Genomic DNA, 26007 nt, shown 5'->3' with positions numbered 1-26007 from the left:
TATTTTTATACATGAATAATAATAAAAATCCATTTAGAATACAACAAAAAAACTTTTTTACGTCCAAAGAAAAAAGCACCCGATTGCTCGAGCGCTGGTTTCTTGCCCTGTTTACTTTTTGTCCGCTAACCATGCAGCGATGTTTTCTGCATCTTTTCCGGTGACGAGACCCGGAGGCATTGATCCTTTTCCTTTTTCCAAAATGCCCATGATCTCGTCCTTGTTCAACTGGCTGCCGATCTTTTGCAAGTTCGGTCCAACTGCCCCTTCCAACGTCTGTCCGTGGCAGCCTGAACAGGTATTTTTGTACATGGTTTCTGCAGTTGCTGCATCATAGCCGCCAGATGGTGCCGTGGTTGGCGGAGTTTCTGTAGCCGGAGCCTCTGTTGCTGGTTGGTTGGCTGGCGGCTGTGTTTGCTGATTTCCGCCACAGGCACTTAGCGAGAATGCGAGTACAGCCGCTGTCAAAACGAGTGGAATACGTTTCAAGGCTGTTCCCTCCTTTATTCGGATTTCTTCGCTAAGTATGCCTCCGACTACCACTTCTCATTCTTGCGACAACCATTTAGGACAGAGGAAATTCCAACGGGCTCCATTCACGTAACTCCAACGTCCGTGCACCTTCCACGACAACTGGATCAGCTTCAGCCAATTGACGAGCTTCTTCCAGAGAATCCGCTTTGTAAATAACCAATCCGCCAAGCTTATCTGTGAAGGGTCCTGCCATGAACACTTTTCCCTGCTTGTACAAATCATTGATATACGTAAGATGCGCAGGTCTTACTTGAGCATTCAGCTCTTGATTCACGATTGGCAAAAATGCGGCATACAACATGACGGTTTCTCTCCTTTTTCATGACCTTATTCTTTCATGAAGTATAACATAATTATGAATACAGACTTTAGTCTGGTAGGATTTTTCCTTTCTACAGCGAACGATTCAAAGGTAGCAAGTAGCAACAGAGAGGCGGATAGGTATGGACACGCAGATACAGTTATATACATCTCTCTTCCACAACAATCCTGACGCTGTTTTCATGTTCGATATGCAGGGCAGATTCACAGGCGTAAACGCTGCTGGTGAAGCATTGGTAGGATACACCTCTCAAGAATTGCTGCGCATGCAAATTTGGGAAATTCTCGCTTCTACTGAAGGTCTCGACAGTAAGAAACAACAAATCCTCTCTGCAGGAATCAGAAAAAATAAGTATTACCAATTGCTTCATAAAAACGGACAGGTTGTGGATATTATCGCTTCCAGCTTTCCCATTTTTCAAAACGGCGAAATCATCAGTCGCTATTCCATTGCCAAAAACATCACGCAGCAAAAGAAAATGGAAGAGGCTCTTCACCAAATGCAAGAGAACTTTCGGTTAATATCCGAAAACATTATGGACTTGATTTTTATTGTAAATGTGGATGGAATTATTACCTACGCTTCCCCTTCTGTTCAGGCGGTTAGTGGTCTCACGATTGATCAAGTGATTAACCAGCATTTTTCGATCTTGATTCATCCTGAGCAAGTAGCCAACGCCAAGAACGATTTTGCTCAAATGATGAAGCAGAAGATCACACTCGACGCCGAGTACCATTACCTGCACCCAGACGGTAGAATGTTGCTATTCGATGTGAAAGGAACACCTGACATTTGTTCGAACGGCCGTATTCTCAGCACGGTTTTTGTCGCACGTGATATTACAGAACGTCGGCAATCAGAAGAATTGCTTCGTTACTCTGACAAGCTGTCCGTTCTAGGTGAGCTTGCCGCGGGGATCGCCCATGAAATTCGCAATCCACTTACGGCCTTGAAAGGATTTATTCAACTCATGGAAGGGGACAAGTTTGCCAATCAGCAATATTTGCAAATTATGCGATCCGAAATCGACCGGATCACTACGATTACCAGTGAGCTTTTGATAATGGCGAAGCCGCAAGCGTTGCGATTTGCTCCCAACGGCCTTTTGCCATTGCTTTCGTCTGTCATTAAACTTTTGGAACCGCAAGCACTTCTTAAAAATGTGTCCATTCTCACTGATTTTCCTCAAGTCACGTCCCTCATATTGTGTGAGGAATATCAAATCAAGCAAGTCTTCATAAACATCATAAAAAACGGCATGGAAGCCATGCCGTCAGGTGGAAATCTCACAATCAAGGTTGTAGAGCGCTCTTCCGATGTTATCATCCGAATCAGCGATCAAGGACAAGGCATCCCTGCCGAGCTACTTCCCCGATTAGGAGAGCTTTTTTATAGTACAAAAGAAACAGGAACTGGCCTGGGGTTAATGGTAAGCTCAAAAATCATTCGCGATCACGGCGGTACAATCGACATCGCTAGTGATGTCGGCAAAGGAACCACCGTATCGATTTCCATACCAAAAGCCTTGAAGCCTATTGTTTCGTTTAACGATTAATCTGCGCGCGCAAATAGGCATCGATAAACGAATCAATATCACCATCCATGACTGCTTGAACGTTTCCTACCTCCATATTGGTCCGGTGGTCTTTTACCAGACTGTATGGGTGGAAAACATAGGAACGAATTTGGCTGCCCCATGCAATATCTTTTTGTTCCCCTTGAATAGCGGCCAACGTTTTCTCTTGTTCTTCCCGTTTTTTCTCAAACAGTCGTGCCGTCAGCATCTTCATCGCGCGCTCCCGATTTTTAATCTGGGAGCGTTCTGTTTGACACGTCACCACAATTCCAGAAGGCAAGTGAGTAATCCGTACAGCGGAGTCAGTCGTGTTGATATGCTGACCACCCGCACCACTGGAACGATACGTATCGATTTTCAGGTCTTCTGTACGTATGTCTACCGCATTATCGTCTTCGATCTCCGGCAGGACGTTGCAAGACACAAACGATGTGTGACGACGTCCAGAGGCATCAAACGGAGATATCCGCACAAGACGATGAACCCCTTTTTCTGATTTGAGGTAGCCATACGCATTGTAACCCTTAATGAGGAGAGTAACACTTTTTACACCGGCTTCATCGCCAGGCAAATAATCCAATGTCTCAACCTTGAAGCCTTTGGCATCCCCCCAACGTGTATACATACGCAGAAGCATGGACGCCCAGTCCTGGGACTCTGTACCACCCGCGCCCGGATGCAGCTCCAGAATGGCGTTGTTTTTGTCGTATTCATCACTCAAAAGCAATTCCAGCTCAAAGCTCTCAAATGACTTCCGCAGCTCCTGCGTACTGTCATACAGATCTTGAATGAGGGACGAATCCCCTTCCTCGATGACGAGCTCCAGCATCACTTGGAGATCCTCGTACTGAGAATCCAGCTTGCTCATCGTCTCTACGAGGCTTTTGATTGCATTCAGTTCACTGATCGTCTTCTGCGCGGCATCATTGTCATCCCAAAAATCGGGTGCCAGCATGCGCTCTTCCAGTTCACCGATTCGTTCCTGTTTTACTGGGAGGTCAAAGAGACCCCCTGATATCCGCTAAACGCTTAGCCATGCTAGACATCTCTTGTTTGATGTCCGCAATATCGATTAATGCCATGTTGCGAATCACCTTCTCTTTACGTAAGCTATGTTTTATTGTAACGTAATTTGCCAGATGCGCAAATACGGCAGCTTGTCGCATTTAGAAAAGGGACTTCGCCGCTACACTTTATCACGTTGCCACCGGTGGTGATGGCGAGGATCTCAGGTCTCGGATTTCATGTGGTTGTTTATTTTCCGCCTGTGGTGCAGTAACCAGATGGAGATGGGTACGCCGAGCTTCGCTTGCTCTCAGCTGGTAAACTTGCTTGATGACAGCTTGTCGCTTCCAGTTGTGCGTTTTCCGATATTTTTTGGCTAGCGGACTTTCACGCGTTCGATCCACCATGCCATTCGGCGGTGCGATCAAAGCCTCATTCCAATTCGGCTCCGGAATTTCCTCCATCAGTCGCTTGTCCTCAAAGACCGGGTCTTGCGCTGAGATGACTCTCGGTAATTCGATTCCCTCCTCCTTTTCAATGAGCTGTACTTTTTTATTTTCTTTTCCTGTCTTTAGGACTGCTTTTAAAGTAACGGAAATGCGCTCCATAATATTCTTCGTTTGTATCCCCATCACGTTAACTGACGTTCTCATTTGTTCATTCCCCCGTCTTCGTGAATTTTTGGTAAAAGTGTTGTACTTACGATTCTATTTATTTTTCAGATAATTACCACTTGAATCGTTCGATCACATTTACCAGTGTTAGACAAATAGATCGTTTATATCAGACGAGGAAGAATAGATGAGGACGAATACTGTCAAGGCATTAGGAATGGGCAAGAAAAAAACATTCCCCTCGTACCGAATTTGCCGATACGAGAAGAATGTTCTGTCATTGCTATTGTTTCTTATTTTGGCGTTTGCGTTCTTGCTCCTGAGCTCGACGCTGTGCACGGTTCTTTGGATCAGCATCACCGGAGGTCTCTGGATCTGGACGATCAGATGGTCCGGAAGTTTGCAAGTTGTCCGGGTCGATTCCTTGACCGCGAATGACATCCTGACGCTCCAGGTTTTGGCTGACTTCAGCCTTCATGATATACATAGCGACTTCTTCCTGAACAGCAGCCAGCATACCTTGATACATTTCGTATCCTTCGAACTGGTACTCACGAAGCGGGTCGTTTTGTGCGTAGGCACGCAGGTGAATCCCTTGACGCAACTGATCCATCGCATCGATGTGATCCATCCACTTGCTGTCGACAGCACGCAGAATGACGACTTTTTCAAACTCGCGAATCGATTCGCCGATTTCTTCTTCACGCTGTTTGTACTGCTTATCGACTTCTGCTTTCAACAGCTCAAGAATTTCTTCTGCTTCCATGCCTTTCAGCATTTTAGCCGTAATCGTTTCTTCATGGAGGAACCCATTATTGGCAGCATCTGCCATTGCTTGCAGATCCCAATCCTCTGGTACCTCTTCTTTTGGACAATGCAGAGACACTGCACGCTCCATCACTGCATAGATCATATTCAAAGCAACATCGCTGAGATTTCCCTGTTCCAGGATGTCTTTACGCTGTTTGTAGACAACCAGACGCTGCTGATTCATCACATCGTCGTACTGGAGAACGCCTTTACGTGCATCGAAGTTCGATCCCTCTACACGCTTCTGCGCGGATTCTACCGCACGAGTAACCAGGCGGCTCTCGATCGGCATATCCTCTTCCATACCCAAACGATCCATCATATTCATGATATTGTCCGCACCGAAACGACGCATCAGCTCATCTTGCATCGAGAGGAAGAACTGGGATGAACCCGGGTCCCCCTGACGACCGGCACGACCGCGCAGCTGATTGTCAATCCGACGGCTCTCGTGGCGTTCTGTACCGATAATATGAAGACCGCCCAGCTCCGCAACACCTTCACCAAGCTGAATGTCCGTACCGCGACCCGCCATGTTTGTCGCAATGGTAACCGCTCCGTACACACCTGCACGTGCAACGATTTCCGCCTCGCGTTCATGCTGCTTCGCGTTCAATACGTTATGCGGTACGCCTTTTTGCTTCAGCATTTGTGACAAGCGCTCCGAGTTTTCGATGGAAATGGTACCTACCAGGATCGGTTGGCCCTTTTTGTGGCGCTCGACAATGTCGTTTACAACCGCACGATACTTGGCTGCCTCTGTTTTGAAAACAAGGTCAGGTGAATCGATACGCTGTACAGGCTTATTCGTTGGAATCACCACAACATCGAGACCGTAAATCTTTTTGAACTCTTCTTCTTCCGTCTTCGCTGTACCTGTCATACCCGCCAGCTTCTCGTACATACGGAAGTAGTTTTGCAAAGTAATGGTCGCCAGTGTCATGCTCTCGCTTTGGACACGCAGACCTTCTTTGGCTTCAATCGCTTGATGCAAGCCATCGCTGTAACGACGTCCAACCATCAGACGGCCGGTGAACTCGTCAACGATCACCACTTCGCCTTCCTGGACCACATAATCGACATCGCGCTTGAACAGCACTTGTGCTTTCAATGCCGCCGTAATGTGGTGATTCAACGTGATATGTGCAGTATCGTACAGGTTGTCAATGTTGAATGCCTGTTCGACTTTGCTCACACCTTCATCTGTGAGGTTGACGATTTTCAGCTTCTCATCGATGGTGAAATCTTTTTCTTCTTCCAGTCGTTTCACAAAATGCGAGCAGATGTAGTACAGCTCTGTCGATTTGTTAGCAGAACCGGAGATGATCAACGGCGTACGTGCTTCGTCAATCAAAATGCTGTCCACCTCGTCGATGATAGCGAAGAAGAGCGGACGTTGCACCATTTGTTCCTTGTACAGAACCATATTGTCACGCAGGTAATCGAAACCAAACTCATTGTTCGTACCATACGTAATATCACACGCGTATGCTTCGCGTTTTTCTTCAGGGCTCAGTCCATTCTTGTTCAAACCAACTGTCAGTCCGAGGAAGTTATACAGCCTACCCATGATAGTCGAGTCACGCTCAGCCAAGTATTCGTTCACGGTAACGACGTGGACGCCTTTTCCCATCAAGGCGTTCAGGTATGTCGCCAGTGTCGCAACCAGCGTTTTACCTTCACCCGTCTTCATCTCGGAGATACGGCCTTCCTGAAGAACCATACCACCAATCATCTGGACGTCGAAGTGACGCATACCCAGTACACGGATCGATGCTTCACGTACAACGGCAAACGCTTCATTCAAAATTTTGTCCAGTTCTTCTCCATTTGCCAAGCGAGCCTTAAACTCAGCTGTTTTCTCCCGCAATTGGTCATCCGAGAGTGCCTTAATTGTTGGTTCCAGCGCGTTGATACTTTCTACACGCTTAAACATCTTCTTTACTTCACGTTCATTGCTATCGCCAAATATCTTTTTAACGAGTCCTAACATGAGGACACCCCTTCCATATGCTGCCAAACAAAAATGCACAAGCCGGCATGAGTCCAGATAATAAAAAAGAATACCGATTCTACGAAAATAATACTTTCTAAAAAGATATTTTATCAAATAGAGCATCCTCTACACAAGTAAAGGGAGTTGCCAATAGCAACTCCCTAGTCTTATACGAATGAGAATGTGTAAAGTTTCGTTATTTTGGTTCAATTAATCCGTAACGCCCATCATTTCGGCGATACACCACACTGACGTCATTGGTGTCACTGTTTTGGAAAACGAAGAAGCTGTGTCCCAGCATATCCATCTGCATGACCGCTTCCTGTGCATCCATCGGCTTCAGATCGAAGCGTTTGGTTCGAACGATATCGATGTCAATGTCGATATCCTCCTCATCCACATCCGGGATCATGACTGCTACTGGTTGACTCTCACGCTGTGCGATTCTTCCTGTCGAATCCACTCGCAGCTTCCGCATCAGCTTCGTCTTGTGTTTGCGAATCTGACGTTCCAGCTTTTCTACTACCAGATCGATAGCAGCATACATATCTTCGTGCGTTTCCTCCGCTCGGATAATGACCCCACTCAGTGGGATAGTTACCTCGATCGTGCCTTCTCCGCGATGTACATGCATGGTGACTTGTACTTCTGTAGGCTGTGGAGTTTCAAAATACTTTTCCAGACGGCCGACTTTCTTTTCGACATATTCTCTAAGCGCAGCGGTGACTTGAATGTTTTCTCCACGAATGTTAAATTTCATGGTTCCAACCTCCTTCCGTCTATACATACGTATTCGCCACTTCTGTAAATAATCCTTCCACTCAGCTTAAAAAAATCTTTGCAAATCTTTTACAAACCATCAATATCCGACATTATTTTACCAATACTTACTAGATTCCCTATGCTATAATAGGAGAGGTAGTCATCCTATCTTATATCGCGGTCGTACATCGCACTGGAGGAATCCTCATGGCCGAGGTAAAACCTTCCCATTCACTTATCGGAACAACGCTCGCTCAAGACGTCTACAACGAGTACGGCCTGCTTTTATTACCCGCTGGTGCAATCCTTCATCTAAGTGATATACGACTCTTAGAGGCTCACCAGGTGGAAGCCGTACACGTCACTACTGACTCGGAAGCACCCGAAATGCCTTTTCCTCTCCTTCATTGGAGTGAGGCAGAGGCTGCAAAGGCTTATATGGTAGCCGTACAAAAAACCGAGTATTTATTTAATCAGCTCGCAAATGGGGATACCCCCCGACTGCAACAATTTAGCGACGCTGTTCATCCTATGCTCGATCAAGTTCTTCATCATATGAGATTTCTGCGCTTCATTTATTTGAATGAAGGAATAGAAAGTTATACGTATCGCCACTCCCTGCATGTAGGTATCGTGGCAGCCTTAATCGGAAAAATCATAGGATTGCCACAACGTGATGTTCATTTTTTGGGCCTTGCAGGTCTTCTCCATGACATCGGCAAGATGAAGATCCCAGACGAGGTACTGTCCAAACCAGATCGTCTGACAGATGAAGAGTATACGATTATGAAAAAGCATACCGTATATGGTTACCAGCTCCTGCGCTCCATGGAAGATGCCGATGATTTGCTGGCTCAATGCGCTCTCATGCACCACGAGCGCTGGGATGGAAGCGGATATCCGCTCGGGAGAAAAAAAGACGACATTCCTTTTGAATGCCAGATCATCAGTGTTGCAGACGTATTTGATGCAATTTGCGCAGATCGCGTATATCGCCGCGGGACCTCTCCCTTTGAAGCAGCGAATGTTCTGTGGGAATTAGCTTGTTCAGGCCAATTAAACCCGATGATTGTCTCCCGTTTTATTCATTACATCATCTTGCTTTACGTCGGTTCCCATGCGCTTTTGAGCAATGGCGACCACGTCGAAATCATTATGATTCATACAGATGAGCCTATGCGCCCTCTCGTTCGTAGAGGTAATGAATTTATTGACCTGAGACTACAGCGTTCCCTGCACATTCAAAGAATGATCAGTTAAACACGTTGAAAAAACGAATCCCCCTTTCCTATCAAGGAAACAGGGGGATTTTGCTATTGTTTCGTTTATAACTTCACGACGTTCGCCGCTTGTGGACCTCGGTCCCCTTCTACAATGTCGAATTCTACAGCCTGTCCCTCATCTAACGAACGAAACCCATCCGACTGAATCGCCGAAAAATGGACGAATACGTCATCACCGTCTTCTCGTTCAATAAAACCAAAGCCTTTTTCTGCATTAAACCATTTTACTTTGCCTTGCATGAAACAGCACAACCCTTTCTTTTGTGAAAATAAAATCACGTTTAGCTTTCCCTGATTCAGGCGATTCATTCCACACGCTCATTACCGTGTGGAGTATTTTTTCTCAAGTCCTCTCACGACTACACGGGACAAGAACAACGTAAGTACCAGGTAAACCGCCGCTTCCGTTAAATACGGGGGGTAGCGCTCAAATGTACTTTTCGCCACGTTCATGGCTGCGTAGTTCAATTCCGGTGTCGCGATCACTGCCAGAAGGGACGAATCTTTCAAGAGAGCAATAAACTCATTTCCGATCGCAGGCAGCATTCGTGTAAACGCTTGCGGAAGTATAATTTGGCGCATCGCAAGGCCCTTGTTCATGCCAAGTGATCGTGCCGCTTCCATTTGCCCCGGATCAATGGATTGGATGCCAGCCCGAAAGATTTCCGCCATATAGGCAGCCGCATTGAGCGATAGCGCGACGAAGCCTGAATAAATTGCTTCCGGGCTGCTCGCTCCCGGATACAGAATACCCCAAATCGACGGAATCACCGCAAAATGAATCAGCAAAATTTGGACCAACATCGGTGTTCCCCGAAACAGCTCTACGTAAATCGAACAGGTCCAACGCAAGATTCGCTTGGAGGACATTTTGCCCAAGCTGATGAACAACCCCAAAAATGTTCCGCAAACCGTAGCCACTGCCGTTAGTAAAATCGTATTAATAATGCCTCGGATAAACAGCTCTCGATAGTCGTAGATGACACTCCAGTCCAATGGCTAATCCTCCCTTCTTATGTCAGCAAGCCAAGTTGCGAACAAACGCCGGCTACGTCGTAAGGACGCACCCGGCCATTTTGCTGCCTACTTATTGCCAAAGTACTGGGTGTAAATTTCCTGCAGCTTTCCATTTTCTTTTATCTTTTTCAATCCATCGTTGATTTTGTTCATCGCATCGGTATTGCCCTTTTTCACGATAATTCCGTAAAATTCTTTTTCAAAGGTATCATCTTTAATGAGCTTAAACTTCTTATCTTTTACTTTATTCACGTAGTAGGACAAAACGCCATTGTCACCAATCACTGCATCGACCCGACCATTAAAGAAGTCATCCACGGAGGATGGCATGTCGTCATAGCCTTTCAAGCCTTCGTACGTATCTCCAAACGCTTTTTTGACCACTTCTTCACCCGTGGTCGCAGCTTGAACCCCGATCTTCTTGCCTTTCAAATCCGCAAGCTTCGTCACTGGAGAATCTTCCGCTACCAGAATGAGTTGATTCGCTTCAAAGTATGAGTCCGAAAAATCGTATTTCTCCTTGCGCTTCTCCGTGATCGTAATAGACGAGATTCCAATATCAACCGTCCCTTTGTCCAGTCCATCAAAAAGCGGGTCCCACCCGGTGTTTTTCCACTCGATCTTGAATCCGCCAGCTTCCGCGATCGCGTTCATCACATCGATGTCGTGGCCACTAATCTTGTCTGCCTCAAGCATTTGGAACGGTGGATATGCCGCATCTGTACCGACTACGTACACCTTGTCACCCGAACCGCCACTGCCAGACGTTTGCTGACCACCCGATCCACAGCCTGCGAGAAGTACCCCCACACCGACGACCAACGCGAGCGATTTGAACCAATTTGTCCCGATACGCATTTCGAAATCCCCCTTGTGTCTCTTTATCTGCCCATTTTGTCCCCAGCGATGTCCACATGAAAATCACGGATTTTTTGCGTTCTCCACAGAGTTATCCACATTATCCACATGCCCTTGTGCACAAGCTGGGTATAACTATTTTCCTGTATATTCTGCCACTTTAGTACGAAAGTAAGGGGAACGAATGGGGAGTATAAGTAGGTATAGCAGCAAAAAAACAGGATTCATATATACGGGATATAGTTCTACCCTGCATATAAAAATCCTGCTTTTATCTGAAAATAATGAATTATTCTTTTTCCCCCAAAATCACGATCTCTACCCGGCGATTCTTCGCGCGGTTCTCCGCGTTGGAGTTGTCCACAAGCGGTTTGTATTCGCCCAAGCCTGCCACTGTAAAACGAGACGCTGGCAAGGAGTGCGCATCCACCATTTCACGCATGACAGAGATCGCGCGCGCCGAGGACAGCTCCCAGTTGGATTGGTAGGAACTGCGAGATATCGGCACATCATCCGTATAACCCTCGATTCGCACCTTGTGCTCAAAGCGCTTCAAAACCCCTGCTACCGTTCCAACGACTTGCTTCCCTTGGGGCTGTAAGTCTGCCGAACCACTCGTAAACAAAATCGTTTCCGGCAAACGGATACGCAAACCTTCTTCGGTCTCCTCGTAGTCGAGATTCAGCTCAGCCAAAGCGGAGGATAGCTGGTTGCGCACCGTCTCCATATCGCGCTCACTCGATTCAGACATGCCCATTGGCGGCTTCGGCACGTTTACGGTGTCTTCGGAGCCTCCTTCTTCTTTTTCGCCTTTGAGCTCCTTCTGGCGGGCCTCCAATTGGTAGACCTCTCGCTGCAGCTCCAGCTTTTGCAGGTTGAGCAGGTCGAGACTCTCATGCACCTGCTCCAAGCTCGCTTTTTCCTTTTGGACCTCTTCCTTTTGTGACTGAATGCTCTTCGTCTGCGTCGCCGCGATAATAATCACGATCACGAACAACAGCGTAATCAGGTCACTGTAGCTGAGCAGCCAGCTTTTTTCTAGTTCCTTTTCGTCGTATAACCGTTCGTCATGCATAGCGGTCCTGCCTTTCAATCGTGCCCTTCATGCTGCCTGCCTCTTTAATCAGCACCAGCTTTTGGTCACCTGGCAAGAATGAGTTCAGCTTTTCAAACAATAAGCGTGGTGTCTCCATGCGCTGGAGACCAACACAACCCTCGATAAAAAGACGCTTTTCAAACATTTCCCGGTCGTACAGATCCATCAGGCGGTAGTAGCATGGCAACGCGAACAAGTTCGCCAAGAGCGCGCCATACAGCGTCGCTACGACCGCTGCGCTCAGACTGTGTCCGGTCAAGGCCATGTCTTCAAGCGACTTCAGTACGCCCGTCATCCCCAAGAGCGTACCGACCAGCCCCATCCCCGGCGCAAGCAAGCTGATGAGGCGGAAGAAACCTGCTGACTGTTGGTAGCGATACTGCTCACCCTTGAGCTCGTTCTCCAGGATCAAGCGCAGTTCTTCTTCTGGAACACCCTCGATCGCCAGCAGGCATCCTCGTTGGACAAACGAATCGGTTTCCTGTTGCAGCTCCTTTTCGAGCGCGATATAGCCCTGTTCCTTCTGGACGAGCGCGTAGTAGTAGAAGCGCTTGATCGTTTCTTCGACGTTGCTTTGACGACCGTGGATGAGCAAGCGCCAGATTTTTTTCAAGTCGAGATGCTTGCGTTTGACTGCGTATGACATGACTACGGAGAGCGCGACTAGCTCAATGGCGGTTACGTTGAGGAGGTCCGATAGGGTTCCGTTTAGGTAGACCGCGTGTATGAAGATGAGGAGGACGGCTCCGATTAAGACGAGTGAGCGGCGTTTTGTGGACAAAAGTGATTCACCTTCCTGGTTTTCTTCCTTTGTAACTGTTAGCAGTGAAATAGGTTTTCTTTTGGTATATCGGCTGTTTTGAATTTTAATATTATAGCAAAGGTTTTCCAATCCGATAATAGTAATGAAATAGTCCCTATAGAAAGGAGAGACATAAACTATGGACATCAATTCAATCATGAGTGGGCAATTAAGCCAACTCCAGCACACCGTAAACCTTAGTATCATGAACATGGCTCAAGCATCACAAGCAGCCGGAGCTACCGTAATGTTGGATGATTTTTCAAAAGCCCAAGCCACAGTACAGGCTTCTCATCCTACATTAGGAAAGCAAATAGATATTAGTGTATAGTACGATCAAAGGCCTGTAAAAACTGAAGTTCAGTTTTTACAGGCCTTTGAACCTTTAGTTCCTCTTATCGAAGTAAGCCCCATATGGATTTATATTTCCGTAAGATCCATATTTTGCTCCTACCATAATACTCTTTTGGATGTTCTTCGATTGTCTATCCAAATTATCATACTTTTTCTCTAGCAAAGGAAAAACTTGCAGATCGATCTCATACACTTTTTGGAGATAACGTTCCTTATCCTCATTTGTTACAATGGCACCCTGATTTTGCAACTTGGAAATCTGTTTAATAATTTCCTCTCTTTGATCAATCAAGCCTGTCCATCCTTCAATATCATCATCGTCTGCAAATATTTTGCTACGAAGTTCTTTCGATGCTGAAAGCAATTGCTCCAATAGAGATGAGACTTCCGTCCATTCCTTCATATCATCTCTCATCCCTTATTCTTGCTCAAAGCAATTGCTTGCTTCCATGTGTCACGAAATTGTGTAAAGAAGTCCTCTACTTCATCAAAAATTTCCGCATCTTTTTTCATATTGGCTTCAATAGTCCTATGCAACATATAGTCATACATAGCTGCCATTTGCTCACCAACTGGATAAGAAAGATTGAGAGTGCTAGTGAGTTCTCCTAAAATAGCTTGGACTTTCATTGCATTCTCATGCGTCTTATCCAGTTTTTTTTCTTGAAGCGCTACCTTCGCCAAACGAAGGAATTTAATACCGCCGTTGTATAACATTAAGGTTAGTTCTTCAGGCGGAGCTGTTGTAACTTGATTCGTTTGATATGCTTGCGCTGCATTAATACTCATATCATTACCGCCCCTTTACTGTCATCTGTCATCCACCAAGTTGCTGTGCGAGCCACGCACTTTGAGAGTTCATTTTGTTCATCGCATTTTCAAGTGCAGTAAACTTTCTCCAGTAGCGATCCTCTATTTTATCCATGCGTCTTTCCCATTGCTTAATTTGATCTTTTAAATTCTTCATGTCTTTTCCCATTGTAAAATATTCGGATTCATCTGTCATGCCAACTGAACCGGCTTTTTTCGTGATCTTCGTTGTAATTTCGCCTAATGTACTATATAGTCTCTGAGCGATTCCACTTTCCTCAAACTTGGTTTTAGGATCGGTCGAAGAGCTGGTTTTCGTGAAGAGATCCATTACATCTGTACCGTTTTCACGGATTGCTTTACGCAATTTTGTTTCGTCTATATACAATTTTCCCTTGTCCAGATAGTTAGTTGCAGAACCTTCAGCACCTGGACGGGTAGTAGAAATCCCCACTTCTGTTAGCAAGTCAAACTTTTTATTTACATCCGAAACAGGGTTAAAGATAGCCCCACGCATTTGATTAAGCGTTTCTGTAATCATGGGGTCACGACGAAGCAAACCACTTTTCGCTTTTTCTTCCCATTTCTCAATTACTTTCTCATCCATTGCCGCTTTTTCTTCATCAGAAAGTGGATGATAGTCTTTATAACGAGCTTGCGATATTTTTTTGTTAAGCTTATCAATTAGTGTATTGTAATCTTCAACAAACTTCGTAATGGATTTAAATATTGCATCCTCATCAGGATTAGAAGTAATGGTGTAATTCTGTCCAGGTGCCGTGCTTTGCTTAAAATTGAATTCCATCCCGTCATATGTAAAATTGTTGCTTGGGATACTAAGTTCAGTTCCATTTATGGTGGCTTTTCCTGGTATGTCTGCTACTCCGCTTTTGCCTTGGTAGTCCACCAAACCAATTGTGTTCTTTCCACCATTTGTAGTGTCTACGGTTAACTTCATATTTGTCTCGCCAGTCTTTGTAGCAGTAAACACCAATTTTTTGTCAGTAGGATTGAAACTCGCAACGACTCCCGTGTCTTTGGAAACACTATTAATCTTACTAATAATGCTATTCATAGAATCGGTTGATGCCACTTGAATCGTCTTTTCTACACCTGAGTCACCAGCAATTTTAAGCTCAAATTTATTTCCTAATGAGGCCTCAGGATTACTTACTCCAGTAGCATCAAATGTTTTTGCATGAGGTTTCCCAGCTATTGCTAGTTGAACATTTTCGACGACATAAGATGGCAAGCTAGGATTTCCTTTTTGCTTTGCTGTCACAATGGCATCGTTAGTAGAACTGACAGTCTTTTTCAAGTACGTAGATTGCATCCGCATATCGCGCATCGTCGTGTCACGAAACGTAGCAAGCAACAAATTCATATCACGATAGTCATCGCGCTTCCATTCATCCAATTGTTTTTTTCGTAATAAATTGTCTAAGGGCTTTCGTTCAGCTTTCATCAGGTCTTTAACCATTGTTTCCGTATCCATACCACTGGCCATACCTGAAATACGATTAATTGCCACTTTTACTCACCTCTATCTTTTTTCGTCAACCAATATTCCTACCATTTCATACATTTTGGCTACAACGTCCAACATTTTCTTTGAAGGTATTTCTCTGACAACCTCATTGGACTGGTCATTGACCACCTGTACGTAATACTCACCCAGCTTTTCATGCAATTTGAACTTTAGATGTGTCGTGCTTCCCTTCAAAAAATCATTGAGAGAATCTACTTCTTTCTCCAGTTCCTTTTTTGAGTACTTCTTTTCATTCCCGTACGTATCTGCCGAATCAGCTGTTTTATTGTCCTTTGTACTCTGTTCCCCTGCATTTTTCAACTCTAAACCAACTGCACCTCTTCCAGGATCATTTATCCCTTTTATATCCATTCCCTTTCTCCCCCCAGCGGAATATCTTTACTATTGATATCGGCATACGTGTAGGAAAGGTTTACTGGTTCGATAACAAAAAAATCAGCCCTATATCAATAGGGCTAATTTCTCATCGTTTGAAAAAGTTCTTAATTGCCGTAATTACTTGATCTTGAACTTCGGTTTGAATATTTGGCCATATAGGAAGGCTCAGCACTTCTGCAGCAGCTTGCTCAGACTCAGAGTAAGACTCATGAATCTCGCTAAAAATCGGAAGTTTATGCACTGGTGTAGGGTAATAGACCATTGTGCTAATTCCTTGCTCCTCTAAGTAAGTCTTTAGCAATTCTCTTTGATCATCGGAAACCCGAATCGTATATTGATGAAAAACATGAGTGCATTGAGGACTCTCTTCCGGCGTTACAATTCCGGGCAAGTCCTTTAATGCAGCTGTATAATACGAAGCTGCCTGCCTTCTTTTTCCGTTCCACTCCTGTATGTACGGCAATTTTACCCGAAGGATTGCCGCTTGCATTTCATCGAGTCGCGAGTTATAACCCACCAGTTCGTTGTAATATTTCTTTTTCGAGCCGTGAGATCGAAGCATTTTCGCGACTTCAGCCACTTTGTCATCATTTGTAGTGAGCAATCCTCCGTCACCATAGGCTCCGAGATTTTTGGAAGGAAAGAAAGAGAAGCACCCAACATCGCCTATAGTCCCTAGCATGGAATCCCCAAATGTACCTCCAAATGCTTGGGCCACATCCTCTATGATTTTCAAATCATACTTTTTAGCTAAGCTCATAAGCGCATCCATTTGTACAGCTTGTCCAAACAAATGAACTGGTATGATTGCTTTCGTTTTATTTGTTATTTTTTCTTCCAAACCGTCTACTTTAATATTGAAAGTGACAGGATCGATATCTGCAAAAACTGTGCTAGCACCGACATGTTGAATCGCTTCTGCCGTTGCATAAAACGTGAAGGGTGTCGTTATCACTTCATCCCCTTCCCCAATCCCTAGTGCCCTCAATGCTATAACCAATGCATCTGTACCAGAATTAAGTGTAATCGCATGCTTAACACCTAAAAAATCTGCTAGTTCAGACTCCAATGCTTTTACTTGTGGTCCCATAATGAACTGCCCTGATTGCAGAACATCTTCAAATGCTGTGAACAACTTTTCACGAAGGAATTGTATTTCTTGCTGTAAGTCAAGAATAGGAATTTTGCTCATTGTCCCACTTCCGCTTCTTCATGATAGATATCCATTTCTCCACTTTCCGCTTTTCGATAGGTCCGATTGCAGCTAGCACACTTTGCGGTCTCCGAATCAGCAGTAACCGCCAAAGCTTCACCACACTGGCATACCCAGCCAATAATTTTTGCAGGTACTCCTGCCACTAAAGCATAATCAGGTACATTTTTTGTAACAACCGCACCAGCTGCTACGAACGCCCATTTCCCAATCGTTACGCCACATACAATAGTTGCATTGGCTCCAATAGAAGCTCCGTACTTGATTGTTGTTTCATAATAATCATCGCTCGTGTTGCGTGGAAAAGCCGAGCGCGGTGTTTTGACGTTTGTAAAAACCATGCTTGGACCACAAAACACATAGTCCTCCAAAATCACCCCTTCATATAATGAAACGTTATTCTGGATTTTAACATGATTTCCTACTCGTGTATGATTCGCAACAAAGACATTTTGTCCAAGATTACATCCTTCACCAATTTCTGCTTTACCCATAACATGAGAGAAATGCCAAATCCGTGTTCCTTTTCCGACCTTGGCCCCTTCATCGACGTATGCTGACTCATGCTTGAAGAACTCGTCGCTCAATGCTATTCTCCTCCTTTTCAAGGAGTCTGGATGCTTGCTCCAAAATACGAACAACTTCCATTCCATTCTTTCCATCTGATAGAGGTAGTGCTCGGCTTTGTATGCAAGCAAGAAAATGTTCACATTCGTTTTTTAGCGGATTTTCCGTACCACCCTGGTAAACGATTTCCTCTCCGGTAGACCAGTTTTGTAAATCGCTTCCTACACCCTTTTTGTATAAGGTAACGATCTGTTTATCTTCTTCATATACCAGAAACCCTTCCGTTCCGGTAATAACCATTGATCTCTTCTGTATTGGCCAGAGCCAGGATGTACGTAAATGTGCTTGGATACCATTTGCAAAGTTCAAATGAAGATGCGTATCGTCTTCGACAGTCGGTTGAACGATGCTTTGGCCGTTTACTTGTATAGAAACAGGCTCTTTCCCAATTAAATACAAGAGAACAGCAATGTCATGGACACCGAAGCTCCACAGCACATTTTCCACGGAACGAACTCTTCCAAGCTTCATGCGCTCTTGATGAATGGAGCAAACTTTGCCGATTACATTTTGGTCTAGAAGCTCTTTCATTTTCTGAATAGCCGGTTGATACAGCAAAAGATGTCCGACCATTAGAATTCGATCTGTATTTTTGGCGACCTCAACCAGTGATTTAGCCTCTTTCATAGAAAGTGTCATAGGCTTTTCTACCAGTACATCTTTGCCAGCGAGCATCGCCTGTACCGCTAATGTATAATGAGTAGGCGCAGGAGTTGCAATCACAACCCCATTGGCTTCAACTGCAAGTCCTTCCTCAAGTGAAGAGAATATTGATACATCAGGATATTCCTTTATCAACTCTACATGTGAACTAACATTAGTTTCTACTACACCAGCAAGCGCACCTAGTTCGTAAAATGTTTTCACATGATTAATCCCCCAATGCCCTGCCCCTACAACTATAACTTTTTGCATTTCCTTACACTTCCCAACTTTTTTATAACCGGAAATAGTGGTTTTTATGTTCAATGGCCTGCATTGCATTTCGCGTATCAAACAACACTTCCGCATATTCTCCAATCAGCTTGTAATCATAATCGGAGTGATCCGTAGTTAAAACCACAATATCAGCAGAGCGTAGATTTTCTTCTGATACTTCTATTCCTTCGTAATCCGTACCTTTGTAACTAAAATGCGGAATTTTAGGGTCACTAAACACAACATGAGCACCTTTTTGCTTAAGTATCTCAATGATTTTTATTACTGGAGACTCCCTGTAATCATCAATATCTTTTTTATATGCGATCCCTAGCAAATATACTGTTGAACCATTAATCGGCTTGCAAAATTGGTTCAATATGCCGCCGATTCTTTCCACAACAAATTCTGGCATGCTATTGTTAATTTCCCCTGCGACTTCGATAAGCCGGGTGTGATAGTTGAATTCTCTTGCTTTCCATGTCAGGTACCAAGGATCTACCGGGATGCAGTGTCCTCCGAGACCTGGACCTGGATAGAAGGGCATAAAACCATAGGGTTTTGTGCTAGCCGCATCAATTACTTCCCAAATGTCTATGCCCATTCGATTGCATAGAATTGCCATCTCGTTTACTAGAGCAATGTTGATATTACGGAACGTATTCTCCAGAATTTTTTCCATCTCCGCTACTGCAGGGCTGGATACCTGGTGAACCTTCCCCTCTAAAACTTGTTCATAGAGCATGGCGGCAACTTGCGTGCAATCCTTTGTAATGCCTCCGACTACTTTTGGAGTATTTTTCGTATTATATACGCGGTTTCCTGGATCTACCCTTTCAGGTGAGTACGCCAAGTAAAAATCTACACCGCATTTTAAACCAGTTTCTTCGAGGATTGGTAAGACGATTTCCTCTGTCGTTCCTGGATATGTGGTACTTTCCAGTACAACGAGCATTCCAGGGTGCATGTGCGCAGCTACTGCCTCAGCAGAAGCTTTAACATATGTAATGTCAGGCTGTTGGTATGAATCTAACGGAGTAGGCACGCAAATCGAAATGACATCCAGATCGCGAATGAATGAGTAATCTGTCGTTGCGGTTATCATGCCTGTCTGGACCAATTCTCTTAATTCGTTTTCTACAACATCCCCAATATAATTGATGCCTTGATTGACCATATCTACTCTTTTTTGCTGAATGTCGAAACCAAATACGCGGTAACCTGCTTTCGCTTTTTCAACAGCCAACGGGAGACCTACATAGCCGAGACCAATGACGCCTAAAGATGCTTTTCGCAATTTTATTTTGTCTATTAAAATATCTGTTAAGTTATCTGTTAAAATCTCTGTGAAAGGAGACATACTCTATCACCCTTGTCGATCAAATTAGATTAACATTAAGTTCCTTTTAATATTCTCGCAGGGTTTCCCGCAACTACCGTTCTCGTTGCCACATCATCCAATACATTACTTCCCATACCAACTAAACAGTAGTCTTCCAATGTAAGATCACCTTTAATTTGGCTTCCCATTCCCAAATAGCAACTTCTCCCGACCGTGACCTCTCCAGCAATGCTTACATTTCCTGCAATAATTGTAAAATCGCCAATTTCCACTCCATGATTAACAGTGACGTGTGGAGAAACAATCACACAACAATTTAGGTGAGCACCTGGCCCAATAACAGAATACGGCATAATGAGGCAGCCTTTATCAATTCTTGCTAGTCGAGATACTACAGCACTTGGATGAATAATCGTTTCCAACTGGAATTGGCCGATTCCAATTTTTGTAAATATCTCTTCCCTCTTGTAATAATTGTTCGGACTACCTAAAGCAAACACAAAAACTGAGTCTCTGAATTTGTTAGCTTCCGCTATCGGTCCTAAAATAGGAATCTCAAGTATACTCTTATTCCACTTTTCCTTGTCATCATCTAAGAAGCCTTGGCAAATGTATTCTTGTTTCCCAGAGAGGAAGTTAATAAGGTTAATTGTTTCTAACACTTCTATTCCAAGAGGACCTGCTCCGATAATAATAATTTTCTTCACCTAAGCACCTCTCGTAATGTGTGAGAAATATATGTGATCTCTTCTTCCGTTAATAAAGGATGTAATGGTAGGGCCAAGCCTTTTTCATAGAACAATTTAGCATTTGGAAACTGATTCAAGCCGAAGTGATATTTATCCTTATAGTAAGACATCATATGAATTGCTTGAGCGCCTAAATTGGCTTCAATTCCTTTTTCCGCTAGACATTTTATCACTTTTGCTCGCTCATGCTTAGAGTTTAGAACTATCATGAAAGTCTGCCAAGAGTGGCCATCTATCATTTCTGGTAGGCTAATATCCTCTACACTTTCAAGCTCTCTTTTATAAACTTTCACAAGCTGCTTTCTTCTCTCAAGGTTATACTGAAATCTTTGTAACTGAAGATTTCCCAAAACAGCTTGAAATTCTGTCAATCTATAATTGAATCCAGGGACTATAAAATCAATTGATCCATCTTCAAGCCTTTGGATTCCATGATTTCTAAGTATGTTTATTTTTTGATGAAGAGATTCACTTTTCGCAACGATAGCTCCACCTTCGCCCGTTGTGATAGACTTTCGTGGATGCCAAGAAAAGCATCCGATATCCCCTAAGCACCCTACGTGTTTGCCATTGCTAATTGTACCTAAAGCACATGCTGCGTCTTCAATAACATACAAATCATGCTCTTTAGCAATATTCATGATGATTTCCATATCTGCGGGTGCACCAAATTCATGAACTACTATAATTGCTTTTAATTTTTCTGGACCAGTCCAAGTCTTTATTGTGTCCTTTAACTGTTTGGGATCTATGTTAAAACTTCCACTTGTAACATCTACGAGAACTGGTCTTGCTCCCTGTAATTCGACAACATTTACGGTAGCTGGAAAAGTAAAGGATGGGGCAATAATAGCATCGCCTTGTCCCAATTCTAATGCAGCTAAGGCAAGATGCAACGCAGCAGTTCCACTGGAAACAACAGACACATAATTAGCCTGCATGTATGTCGCTAAATTTTGTTCGAATTCCTGGACTCGTCGCCCTTGGACAAGCATTCCAGATTGTAATACCTCAGTCATTGCATGAATTTCATCTGAACTAATATAGGGTTGTGTTAACCTTATCATCAGTAATTCCCCTTATAATAGTCTGCTGTGTATTGAATCCCTTCCTCTAGATCCACCTTTGCTTCGAAATCTAGCAGTTCTTTTGCTTTGTTTACTTTAGGTACACGAAGCTCGATATCTGCATGTTCTTGTTTTACAAATTGAATAGTTGATTTTGAATTCAAAACTCGAATAATCGTGTTTGCCAAACCATAAATCGTTGTAACTGCTCTTTCATTTCCAATATTAAACGACTCTCCTTTCGCTTTAGGAGAAGTCATGCATCTTAATATTCCTTCTACCATATCGTCTACATAGCACCATGCCCTAATTTGTGTCCCATCTCCGTGAATATACAATGTTTCATCTCTTAGAGCTCTGACAATAAAGTTGCGAATAGCCCCTTCGCCCACTTGTCCAGGTCCATAAATATTAAAAGGCCGGACCGTTACTGTTGGAAGGCCCTGTTCTTTATAATACGAATATGCCAAGTGCTCTTCCGCTAATTTACTAACTGCATATGTCCATCGTGCTTCGCCCACAGCTCCTAAAACAGTAGAACTTGTTTCTTCTGAGCGAAATGCAATTTGACCAAATACTTCACTTGTACTAAAACAAACGACACGCTTGCAAGTTAATAAAGTAGCCGCTGCTTCCAACACATTTGCTGATCCGATCATATTTACTTTCATTGTTGTGATTGGGCTTTTGATAACAGTATCAATTCCTGCAACTCCAGCAGCATGAATTACATACGTTGAGCCCTGTATGGATTGTTTCAATGCATCCAAATCCAGAACGTCACCCTTAATGACAGTAAGATTTGGATGATTATAAAAATCCTTCGATTCTAGCGCATTCCTAGCAAAATTATCGTAAACAATCACCTGGTTATTTTGAATCAGATTGCCGATTAACGTCGATCCTATGAATCCAGCCCCACCGGTTACAAAAATCGTTTCTCCTTGAATGTCATGAGAATACATGGTGTCCCCTCTTATCCTTCATTTAGATATAAATCTATTAACTCAGCACTCACCTTATTTAAATCATGATAAGTCTCTACATACTTTCTGCCACTCATTCCAAGTTCTTTTCGTAGTTCAAAGTCTTTCAACAGCATTTCTATTTTTTCAGTAATCGTTTCTGGATTGGCTGAGACAATCGGAAGTTCCTTAGGATAAAACTCTTTCATGAAATCAGCAATATAACAAATCACCGGTTTCCTCATAGCCATGGCCTCCAATGACAATAAACCATGACTTCCACCAAGTATTTGGTCCAGAATAATATCGGCATCCTGATAAATTTTCTTCGCTTCTTCGTGAGAGGTATTTTGAATCAATGTAAAATTAAAATCATACTTACTCTTTAAATTCTCAATTGCTTGCATGATGTATTTCGTACCCTTATATTCAGGTGAAGTCGGTGCATGCACAATTGTTGGCTTATTTTTTCTCGGTTCATATTCTTCTGCTGGTCGATAAACTGTTGTATCAATCGCTTGGCGAATAAAAGATACTTTCTTATAGTACCCTTTTACATATTCATACAGTTCCGCATCGGCAACAATGCAATGATCTATATGCTGTCCAAGGTAAGATAGCAGTCTCTTTATTTGCTCTTCATCTTGGTCTTTTACTTTTATGAACGGATTCAACTTTGTTGCGATTGATTTCATACGTACATCTGATCCCCAATGATGCATGAACACTTTCTTCCCAGCCTGCTTTAATAGCAGCAAGTCTGAAAGATTAGGCAGCATCGAGGTTCCAAAGTGAAAATGAAAAACGTTGAAGTGTTGTACAGATTTTTCAAGGATTTCTAAAGTGCTTTTTTGTATTTCTTCGGTATCGTTAATCTTAGATAAATCCATCGTATAGTCACATTGATAACCAAGATAGCTCGGAGAAAAGTTCAAAGACCGTGCATACACGTTATTATTTTTCAGACCCGTTACCAAATGATTCATTTGATTTGCAATTTCCATTGTTCCATGCAACACAGATAAAGATGCCATACTGCCACTATTAACAAAGTCATGTTTTTCTGCATCTACCTCAATGGAGTGAATGATGCCTTCTTTTTGAACCCTTACATTTAATAGATTGGTTTTATATTTCAAAAATGGACTCATAACTGGGTAAACACTCGTGGCTTCACTAATATATTTTATAGCTACCTTCATATTGTTTGTTTCGATTGCTTGTTTATATAAATACATAAGTATAAAAAACTGTTCTTCTTCATTTTCAAGTGTCTTATAGATTAGACGAATTCGGTCCATCTGATAGTAAAATTGAATGCAGTTCAATCCATGTTCAATGTAGCCACTAAAAAGTTGGTCCTTATCAGGTCCTACTTCAGTATCGTCCTCTAGTGCCACAATAAGCAAAACATATGAAACGCATATATATATTCGATTCCCTTGATAATCGTCTTGTCTTAATTTGACTTCCGACAGCAATTTTCTAAGGGGAATTTTGCTTTCTGCATTTAGGTCAATCAACTCTTTAATGACTTTTCTTACTGTTGTACTCTTTAATTTTTTTAACTCTTGCCAAAAAGTCGTGCTATTTTGCATTAACGGTTCGAATACCTCTGCATAGAACAAAGGAATTTCGTTCATATCGTATTTGGCTAAAAATGCTTTAGCTTCTACCCACGCTTTATCTGTACTAGCTGCACGAACATTGTTAAATTGGTAATATCGCCCTTCACCTTCCTTGAAAGCGAGTGACAATTGAATTTGTTCCTCTTTATCTACGGTTTTGCGGTGTGTTTCTAAATCTGTAATAAATCTATTCTTAAACTCTTCTGGTAAAGAGTCATAGTATTCACGTAAACGAGTAAATTGTCTTCCATCTAGAAGTACTTTTGTATACAACCTGATTTTGGCTTCGTTATCAATAACTTTTTGTAGATGCTCTTCAGCTTTCACATAATCTTTCTGATTGTAGTGATAATGAGCGATTTTAAATAAAATCTCATACTTGGAATTATCATCCAATTTGTATAACTCAATTAATCCATTGTCTTCGAATCCATCTTCAGTAAATTTTTTATGGAGCTGCAAAAACTTAGTACGAGATTCGTAAGCCGCTTCTTCATCACGGAGCTTTTCGTGACAATATCCCAAATAATATTGAAGATCAATATAATTCTCGTTAATATTCAATCCTTCATAACATACCTCTCTTGCCTCTTCATACTTACCTAAAAGACAAGCCATTCTAACAAATTCATTAAATACATAAATGTATTTTGCTTGTGTATCAGTATCTTTTTCTTTTAATAAGGAATAAGCAACCTTCCCTTGATCATATGCCTTCTGTAAATCGTCATGCATGGAATACGTTCTACACAGTTGGAAGTGATAGTAGATGTTTTGTGGATCTTTCTTTAATTCATTAATAAGCAGGGTGCTTGTTCTTTGAAACTTTTTTTCCATCAATTCTGCATCTTCACTGTTATAACCGTAATGGTTTAAAAATACATCCGTGATAGATAAAATCGGCCCTTGAAATTGTGGTTGATTATGCACAGAACCTTGGTAACAGAAACCATTATTTCGAAACAGACGTTCTGATTTATTCACTATAAAAATACTATAGTCAGAAGAAATGAAATTTTTAACTTTAATTACAATGGTATTAAATTGAAGGAGTTCGGGTCGATCAAGCAATAAGCTCAGCTTCTCGGGATCTTGCAATTCTTCATCTGCATCAATGATGAATAGCCATTCCCCCGTTGCATAAGAGATAGAGATATTACGCATTTCAGAAAAGTTTCCGTTCCAAGCATGAAAGTAAACTTTTTGCGTATAACGCTGGGCAATTTCAACCGTTTTGTCAGTTGAACCTGTATCAACAACTACTAGTTCCACATCTGATCGGGCCATCAAAGGCTGCAAGCTGACTAAACATCTATCCAGGTTTTTTTCTTCGTCTTTTACGATCATGCAAATGCTGAGCTTAATTTTCTTATCCATCGTTAATCGTCCCACTCCAGAGGTCTAATAATGGTTGTAGTTCGTAATGTAATAGATCAGCAACATAGAGGTAATCGTTACTTTCCATCTGCTCAAGTACTTGAGTTAGTTTTTCATTTAGCTCTTCAATTGAAATAGCTGGATAGGTGGAGCTAATGTGAGGTAATGCTTCCAACAATGTATTTACATCCTCCAAGAAGAATAACAGTCGTTCATTACCTTCTTGATTTTCACCTTTTCTAAACATGTCGGCAATGGTCAAACATCTGTCTTTCAGATTGTTTATCAGTTCTTTTGAAGTACGTGCAAGCAAATAAATATTTTCCATTTTTCCTCCTAAAAGGTAGTAAAAGCC

At 42.8% G+C, this 26007-nt stretch carries 27 protein-coding genes; 3 read left to right on the top strand and 24 right to left on the bottom strand.

What is annotated here, in order from left to right; translation table 11 throughout:
• Positions 1-111: 111 nt before the first annotated feature.
• Positions 112-489, bottom strand: a complete 378-nt coding sequence (gene cccB / locus FB479_RS16055; RefSeq protein ID WP_142065955.1) for a cytochrome c551 — start codon at positions 487-489, stop codon at positions 112-114.
• Between the two features lie 76 nt (positions 490-565).
• Positions 566-835: a YciI family protein gene (locus tag FB479_RS16050; RefSeq protein ID WP_007718215.1), complete on the bottom strand. Its 270-nt coding sequence runs from the start codon at positions 833-835 to the stop codon at positions 566-568.
• Positions 836-977: 142 nt separating this feature from the next.
• Here FB479_RS16050 and FB479_RS16045 point away from each other — a divergent pair, with 142 nt between their 5' ends.
• Positions 978-2411 (top strand): PAS domain-containing sensor histidine kinase, encoded by a 1434-nt coding sequence (locus tag FB479_RS16045; protein WP_142065954.1) that lies wholly within the window; start codon positions 978-980, stop codon positions 2409-2411.
• Here the strand turns inward: FB479_RS16045 and prfB are convergent.
• The 4 genes from prfB to hpf form a co-directional block, all read right to left on the bottom strand.
• Positions 2401-3514, bottom strand: a protein-coding gene (prfB, locus tag FB479_RS16040) for a peptide chain release factor 2 (protein WP_106656818.1) whose coding sequence is annotated in 2 segments (ribosomal slippage) — positions 2401-3432 and positions 3434-3514 — 1113 coding nt in all. Because the reading frame shifts where the segments join, the coding sequence is not laid out codon by codon here. The two genes, FB479_RS16045 and prfB, sit on opposite strands and share 11 nt — an antisense overlap.
• A 114-nt stretch (positions 3515-3628) precedes the next feature.
• A complete protein-coding gene (locus FB479_RS16035; protein WP_142065953.1) occupies positions 3629-4090 on the bottom strand; it encodes a hypothetical protein in 462 nt (153 codons plus the stop codon).
• A 244-nt stretch (positions 4091-4334) separates the two neighbouring features.
• Positions 4335-6854 (bottom strand): preprotein translocase subunit SecA, encoded by a 2520-nt coding sequence (secA, locus tag FB479_RS16030; RefSeq protein WP_142065952.1) that lies wholly within the window; start codon positions 6852-6854, stop codon positions 4335-4337.
• Between the two features lie 199 nt (positions 6855-7053).
• Positions 7054-7617 (bottom strand): ribosome hibernation-promoting factor, HPF/YfiA family, encoded by a 564-nt coding sequence (gene hpf, locus FB479_RS16025; protein WP_106656821.1) that lies wholly within the window; start codon positions 7615-7617, stop codon positions 7054-7056.
• Between the two features lie 209 nt (positions 7618-7826).
• On the opposite strand from hpf, the gene FB479_RS16020 reads away from it, so the two are divergent.
• Complete coding sequence (locus tag FB479_RS16020; protein ID WP_142065951.1) at positions 7827-8879, top strand: HD-GYP domain-containing protein; 1053 nt, start codon at positions 7827-7829, stop codon at positions 8877-8879.
• 65 nt (positions 8880-8944) lie between these two features.
• Here the strand turns inward: FB479_RS16020 and FB479_RS16015 are convergent, their stop codons facing one another.
• The 5 genes from FB479_RS16015 to FB479_RS15995 form a co-directional block, all read right to left on the bottom strand.
• The gene (locus tag FB479_RS16015) at positions 8945-9142 is read right to left on the bottom strand and encodes a cold shock domain-containing protein (protein WP_047070322.1); all 198 of its coding nucleotides are present in this window, start codon (positions 9140-9142) and stop codon (positions 8945-8947) included.
• 81 nt (positions 9143-9223) lie between these two features.
• Entirely contained in the window at positions 9224-9898 is a 675-nt protein-coding gene (locus FB479_RS16010) for an amino acid ABC transporter permease (RefSeq protein ID WP_047069746.1), read from the bottom strand.
• Between the two features lie 87 nt (positions 9899-9985).
• Positions 9986-10777, bottom strand: a complete 792-nt coding sequence (locus tag FB479_RS16005; RefSeq protein WP_106656823.1) for a basic amino acid ABC transporter substrate-binding protein — start codon at positions 10775-10777, stop codon at positions 9986-9988.
• Positions 10778-11066: 289 nt separating this feature from the next.
• Positions 11067-11852 carry an OmpA/MotB family protein gene (locus FB479_RS16000; RefSeq protein WP_142065950.1) on the bottom strand — a complete coding sequence of 262 codons (786 nt, stop codon included), beginning with the start codon at positions 11850-11852 and terminating at the stop codon, positions 11067-11069.
• Entirely contained in the window at positions 11845-12654 is an 810-nt protein-coding gene (locus tag FB479_RS15995; RefSeq protein ID WP_106656825.1) for a motility protein A, read from the bottom strand. Before FB479_RS15995 ends, FB479_RS16000 begins: the two co-directional genes overlap by 8 nt.
• A 160-nt stretch (positions 12655-12814) precedes the next feature.
• Between FB479_RS15995 and FB479_RS15990 the strand changes: the two genes are divergently transcribed.
• Complete coding sequence (locus FB479_RS15990) at positions 12815-13006, top strand: polyribonucleotide nucleotidyltransferase (RefSeq protein ID WP_142065949.1); 192 nt, start codon at positions 12815-12817, stop codon at positions 13004-13006.
• 54 nt (positions 13007-13060) lie between these two features.
• On the opposite strand, the gene fliT is transcribed toward FB479_RS15990, so the two are convergent.
• The 13 genes from fliT to FB479_RS15925 all read right to left on the bottom strand — a co-directional run bounded on the left by fliT (position 13061) and on the right by FB479_RS15925 (position 25980).
• On the bottom strand, positions 13061-13432 hold the full coding sequence (gene fliT, locus FB479_RS15985) for a flagellar protein FliT (RefSeq protein WP_142065948.1): 372 nt from the start codon (positions 13430-13432) through the stop codon (positions 13061-13063).
• A gap of 8 nt (positions 13433-13440) precedes the next feature.
• Positions 13441-13818, bottom strand: a complete 378-nt coding sequence (gene fliS / locus FB479_RS15980; RefSeq protein WP_142065947.1) for a flagellar export chaperone FliS — start codon at positions 13816-13818, stop codon at positions 13441-13443.
• A gap of 28 nt (positions 13819-13846) precedes the next feature.
• Positions 13847-15370, bottom strand: a complete 1524-nt coding sequence (fliD, locus tag FB479_RS15975) for a flagellar filament capping protein FliD (protein WP_142065946.1) — start codon at positions 15368-15370, stop codon at positions 13847-13849.
• A gap of 12 nt (positions 15371-15382) precedes the next feature.
• Positions 15383-15739, bottom strand: a complete 357-nt coding sequence (flaG, locus tag FB479_RS15970; protein ID WP_106656007.1) for a flagellar protein FlaG — start codon at positions 15737-15739, stop codon at positions 15383-15385.
• Between the two features lie 112 nt (positions 15740-15851).
• The gene (locus FB479_RS15965; protein WP_142065945.1) at positions 15852-16958 is read right to left on the bottom strand and encodes a DegT/DnrJ/EryC1/StrS family aminotransferase; all 1107 of its coding nucleotides are present in this window, start codon (positions 16956-16958) and stop codon (positions 15852-15854) included.
• Positions 16955-17566, bottom strand: coding sequence for an acyltransferase (locus tag FB479_RS15960; protein WP_255438410.1), 612 nt, complete (start codon positions 17564-17566; stop codon positions 16955-16957). The genes FB479_RS15965 and FB479_RS15960 overlap by 4 nt, the downstream gene beginning before the upstream one ends.
• A complete protein-coding gene (locus tag FB479_RS15955) occupies positions 17541-18521 on the bottom strand; it encodes a Gfo/Idh/MocA family protein (RefSeq protein ID WP_106656010.1) in 981 nt (326 codons plus the stop codon). The genes FB479_RS15960 and FB479_RS15955 overlap by 26 nt, the downstream gene beginning before the upstream one ends.
• A 22-nt stretch (positions 18522-18543) precedes the next feature.
• Positions 18544-19884: a nucleotide sugar dehydrogenase gene (locus tag FB479_RS15950; RefSeq protein ID WP_106656011.1), complete on the bottom strand. Its 1341-nt coding sequence runs from the start codon at positions 19882-19884 to the stop codon at positions 18544-18546.
• Between the two features lie 35 nt (positions 19885-19919).
• Complete coding sequence (locus FB479_RS15945) at positions 19920-20573, bottom strand: NeuD/PglB/VioB family sugar acetyltransferase (protein WP_106656012.1); 654 nt, start codon at positions 20571-20573, stop codon at positions 19920-19922.
• Positions 20570-21682 carry a DegT/DnrJ/EryC1/StrS family aminotransferase gene (locus tag FB479_RS15940; protein WP_142065943.1) on the bottom strand — a complete coding sequence of 371 codons (1113 nt, stop codon included), beginning with the start codon at positions 21680-21682 and terminating at the stop codon, positions 20570-20572. Before FB479_RS15940 ends, FB479_RS15945 begins: the two co-directional genes overlap by 4 nt.
• On the bottom strand, positions 21682-22647 hold the full coding sequence (locus tag FB479_RS15935) for an NAD-dependent epimerase/dehydratase family protein (RefSeq protein ID WP_106656014.1): 966 nt from the start codon (positions 22645-22647) through the stop codon (positions 21682-21684). The genes FB479_RS15940 and FB479_RS15935 overlap by 1 nt, the downstream gene beginning before the upstream one ends.
• 11 nt (positions 22648-22658) lie before the next feature.
• Complete coding sequence (locus FB479_RS15930; RefSeq protein WP_142065942.1) at positions 22659-25652, bottom strand: glycosyltransferase; 2994 nt, start codon at positions 25650-25652, stop codon at positions 22659-22661.
• Positions 25645-25980, bottom strand: coding sequence for a DUF8042 domain-containing protein (locus FB479_RS15925; RefSeq protein ID WP_106656016.1), 336 nt, complete (start codon positions 25978-25980; stop codon positions 25645-25647). Before FB479_RS15925 ends, FB479_RS15930 begins: the two co-directional genes overlap by 8 nt.
• Between the last annotated feature and the right edge of the window lie 27 nt (positions 25981-26007).

It is taken from the genome of Brevibacillus sp. AG162, assembly GCF_006715575.1.
Taxonomy (GTDB): Bacteria; Bacillota; Bacilli; order Brevibacillales; family Brevibacillaceae; genus Brevibacillus; species Brevibacillus brevis.
Note: the sequence above shows the minus strand (reverse complement) of the source record. Positions and strands in the feature narration are given on the sequence as shown.

Bases quoted from the DNA above. Each gene is read 5' to 3' on its own strand.
- FB479_RS15990 (WP_142065949.1), top strand. From the start codon at position 12,815: ATGGACATCAATTCAATCATGAGTGGGCAATTAAGCCAACTCCAGCAC.
- FB479_RS15935 (WP_106656014.1), bottom strand. From the start codon at position 22,647: ATGTATTCTCATGACATTCAAGGAGAAACGATTTTTGTAACCGGTGGG.
- FB479_RS16005 (WP_106656823.1), bottom strand. From the start codon at position 10,777: ATGCGTATCGGGACAAATTGGTTCAAATCGCTCGCGTTGGTCGTCGGT.
- fliT (WP_142065948.1), bottom strand. From the start codon at position 13,432: ATGAAGGAATGGACGGAAGTCTCATCTCTATTGGAGCAATTGCTTTCA.
- flaG (WP_106656007.1), bottom strand. From the start codon at position 15,739: ATGGATATAAAAGGGATAAATGATCCTGGAAGAGGTGCAGTTGGTTTA.
- FB479_RS16015 (WP_047070322.1), bottom strand. From the start codon at position 9,142: ATGCAAGGCAAAGTAAAATGGTTTAATGCAGAAAAAGGCTTTGGTTTT.
- FB479_RS16020 (WP_142065951.1), top strand. From the start codon at position 7,827: ATGGCCGAGGTAAAACCTTCCCATTCACTTATCGGAACAACGCTCGCT.
- hpf (WP_106656821.1), bottom strand. From the start codon at position 7,617: ATGAAATTTAACATTCGTGGAGAAAACATTCAAGTCACCGCTGCGCTT.
- FB479_RS15940 (WP_142065943.1), bottom strand. From the start codon at position 21,682: ATGATAAGGTTAACACAACCCTATATTAGTTCAGATGAAATTCATGCA.
- FB479_RS15965 (WP_142065945.1), bottom strand. From the start codon at position 16,958: ATGAGCAAAATTCCTATTCTTGACTTACAGCAAGAAATACAATTCCTT.
- FB479_RS16050 (WP_007718215.1), bottom strand. From the start codon at position 835: ATGTTGTATGCCGCATTTTTGCCAATCGTGAATCAAGAGCTGAATGCT.
- fliS (WP_142065947.1), bottom strand. From the start codon at position 13,818: ATGAGTATTAATGCAGCGCAAGCATATCAAACGAATCAAGTTACAACA.
- secA (WP_142065952.1), bottom strand. From the start codon at position 6,854: ATGTTAGGACTCGTTAAAAAGATATTTGGCGATAGCAATGAACGTGAA.
- FB479_RS15930 (WP_142065942.1), bottom strand. From the start codon at position 25,652: ATGGATAAGAAAATTAAGCTCAGCATTTGCATGATCGTAAAAGACGAA.
- FB479_RS16000 (WP_142065950.1), bottom strand. From the start codon at position 11,852: ATGCATGACGAACGGTTATACGACGAAAAGGAACTAGAAAAAAGCTGG.
- FB479_RS15925 (WP_106656016.1), bottom strand. From the start codon at position 25,980: ATGGAAAATATTTATTTGCTTGCACGTACTTCAAAAGAACTGATAAAC.
- FB479_RS15955 (WP_106656010.1), bottom strand. From the start codon at position 18,521: ATGCAAAAAGTTATAGTTGTAGGGGCAGGGCATTGGGGGATTAATCAT.
- FB479_RS16035 (WP_142065953.1), bottom strand. From the start codon at position 4,090: ATGAGAACGTCAGTTAACGTGATGGGGATACAAACGAAGAATATTATG.
- FB479_RS16045 (WP_142065954.1), top strand. From the start codon at position 978: ATGGACACGCAGATACAGTTATATACATCTCTCTTCCACAACAATCCT.
- FB479_RS15950 (WP_106656011.1), bottom strand. From the start codon at position 19,884: ATGTCTCCTTTCACAGAGATTTTAACAGATAACTTAACAGATATTTTA.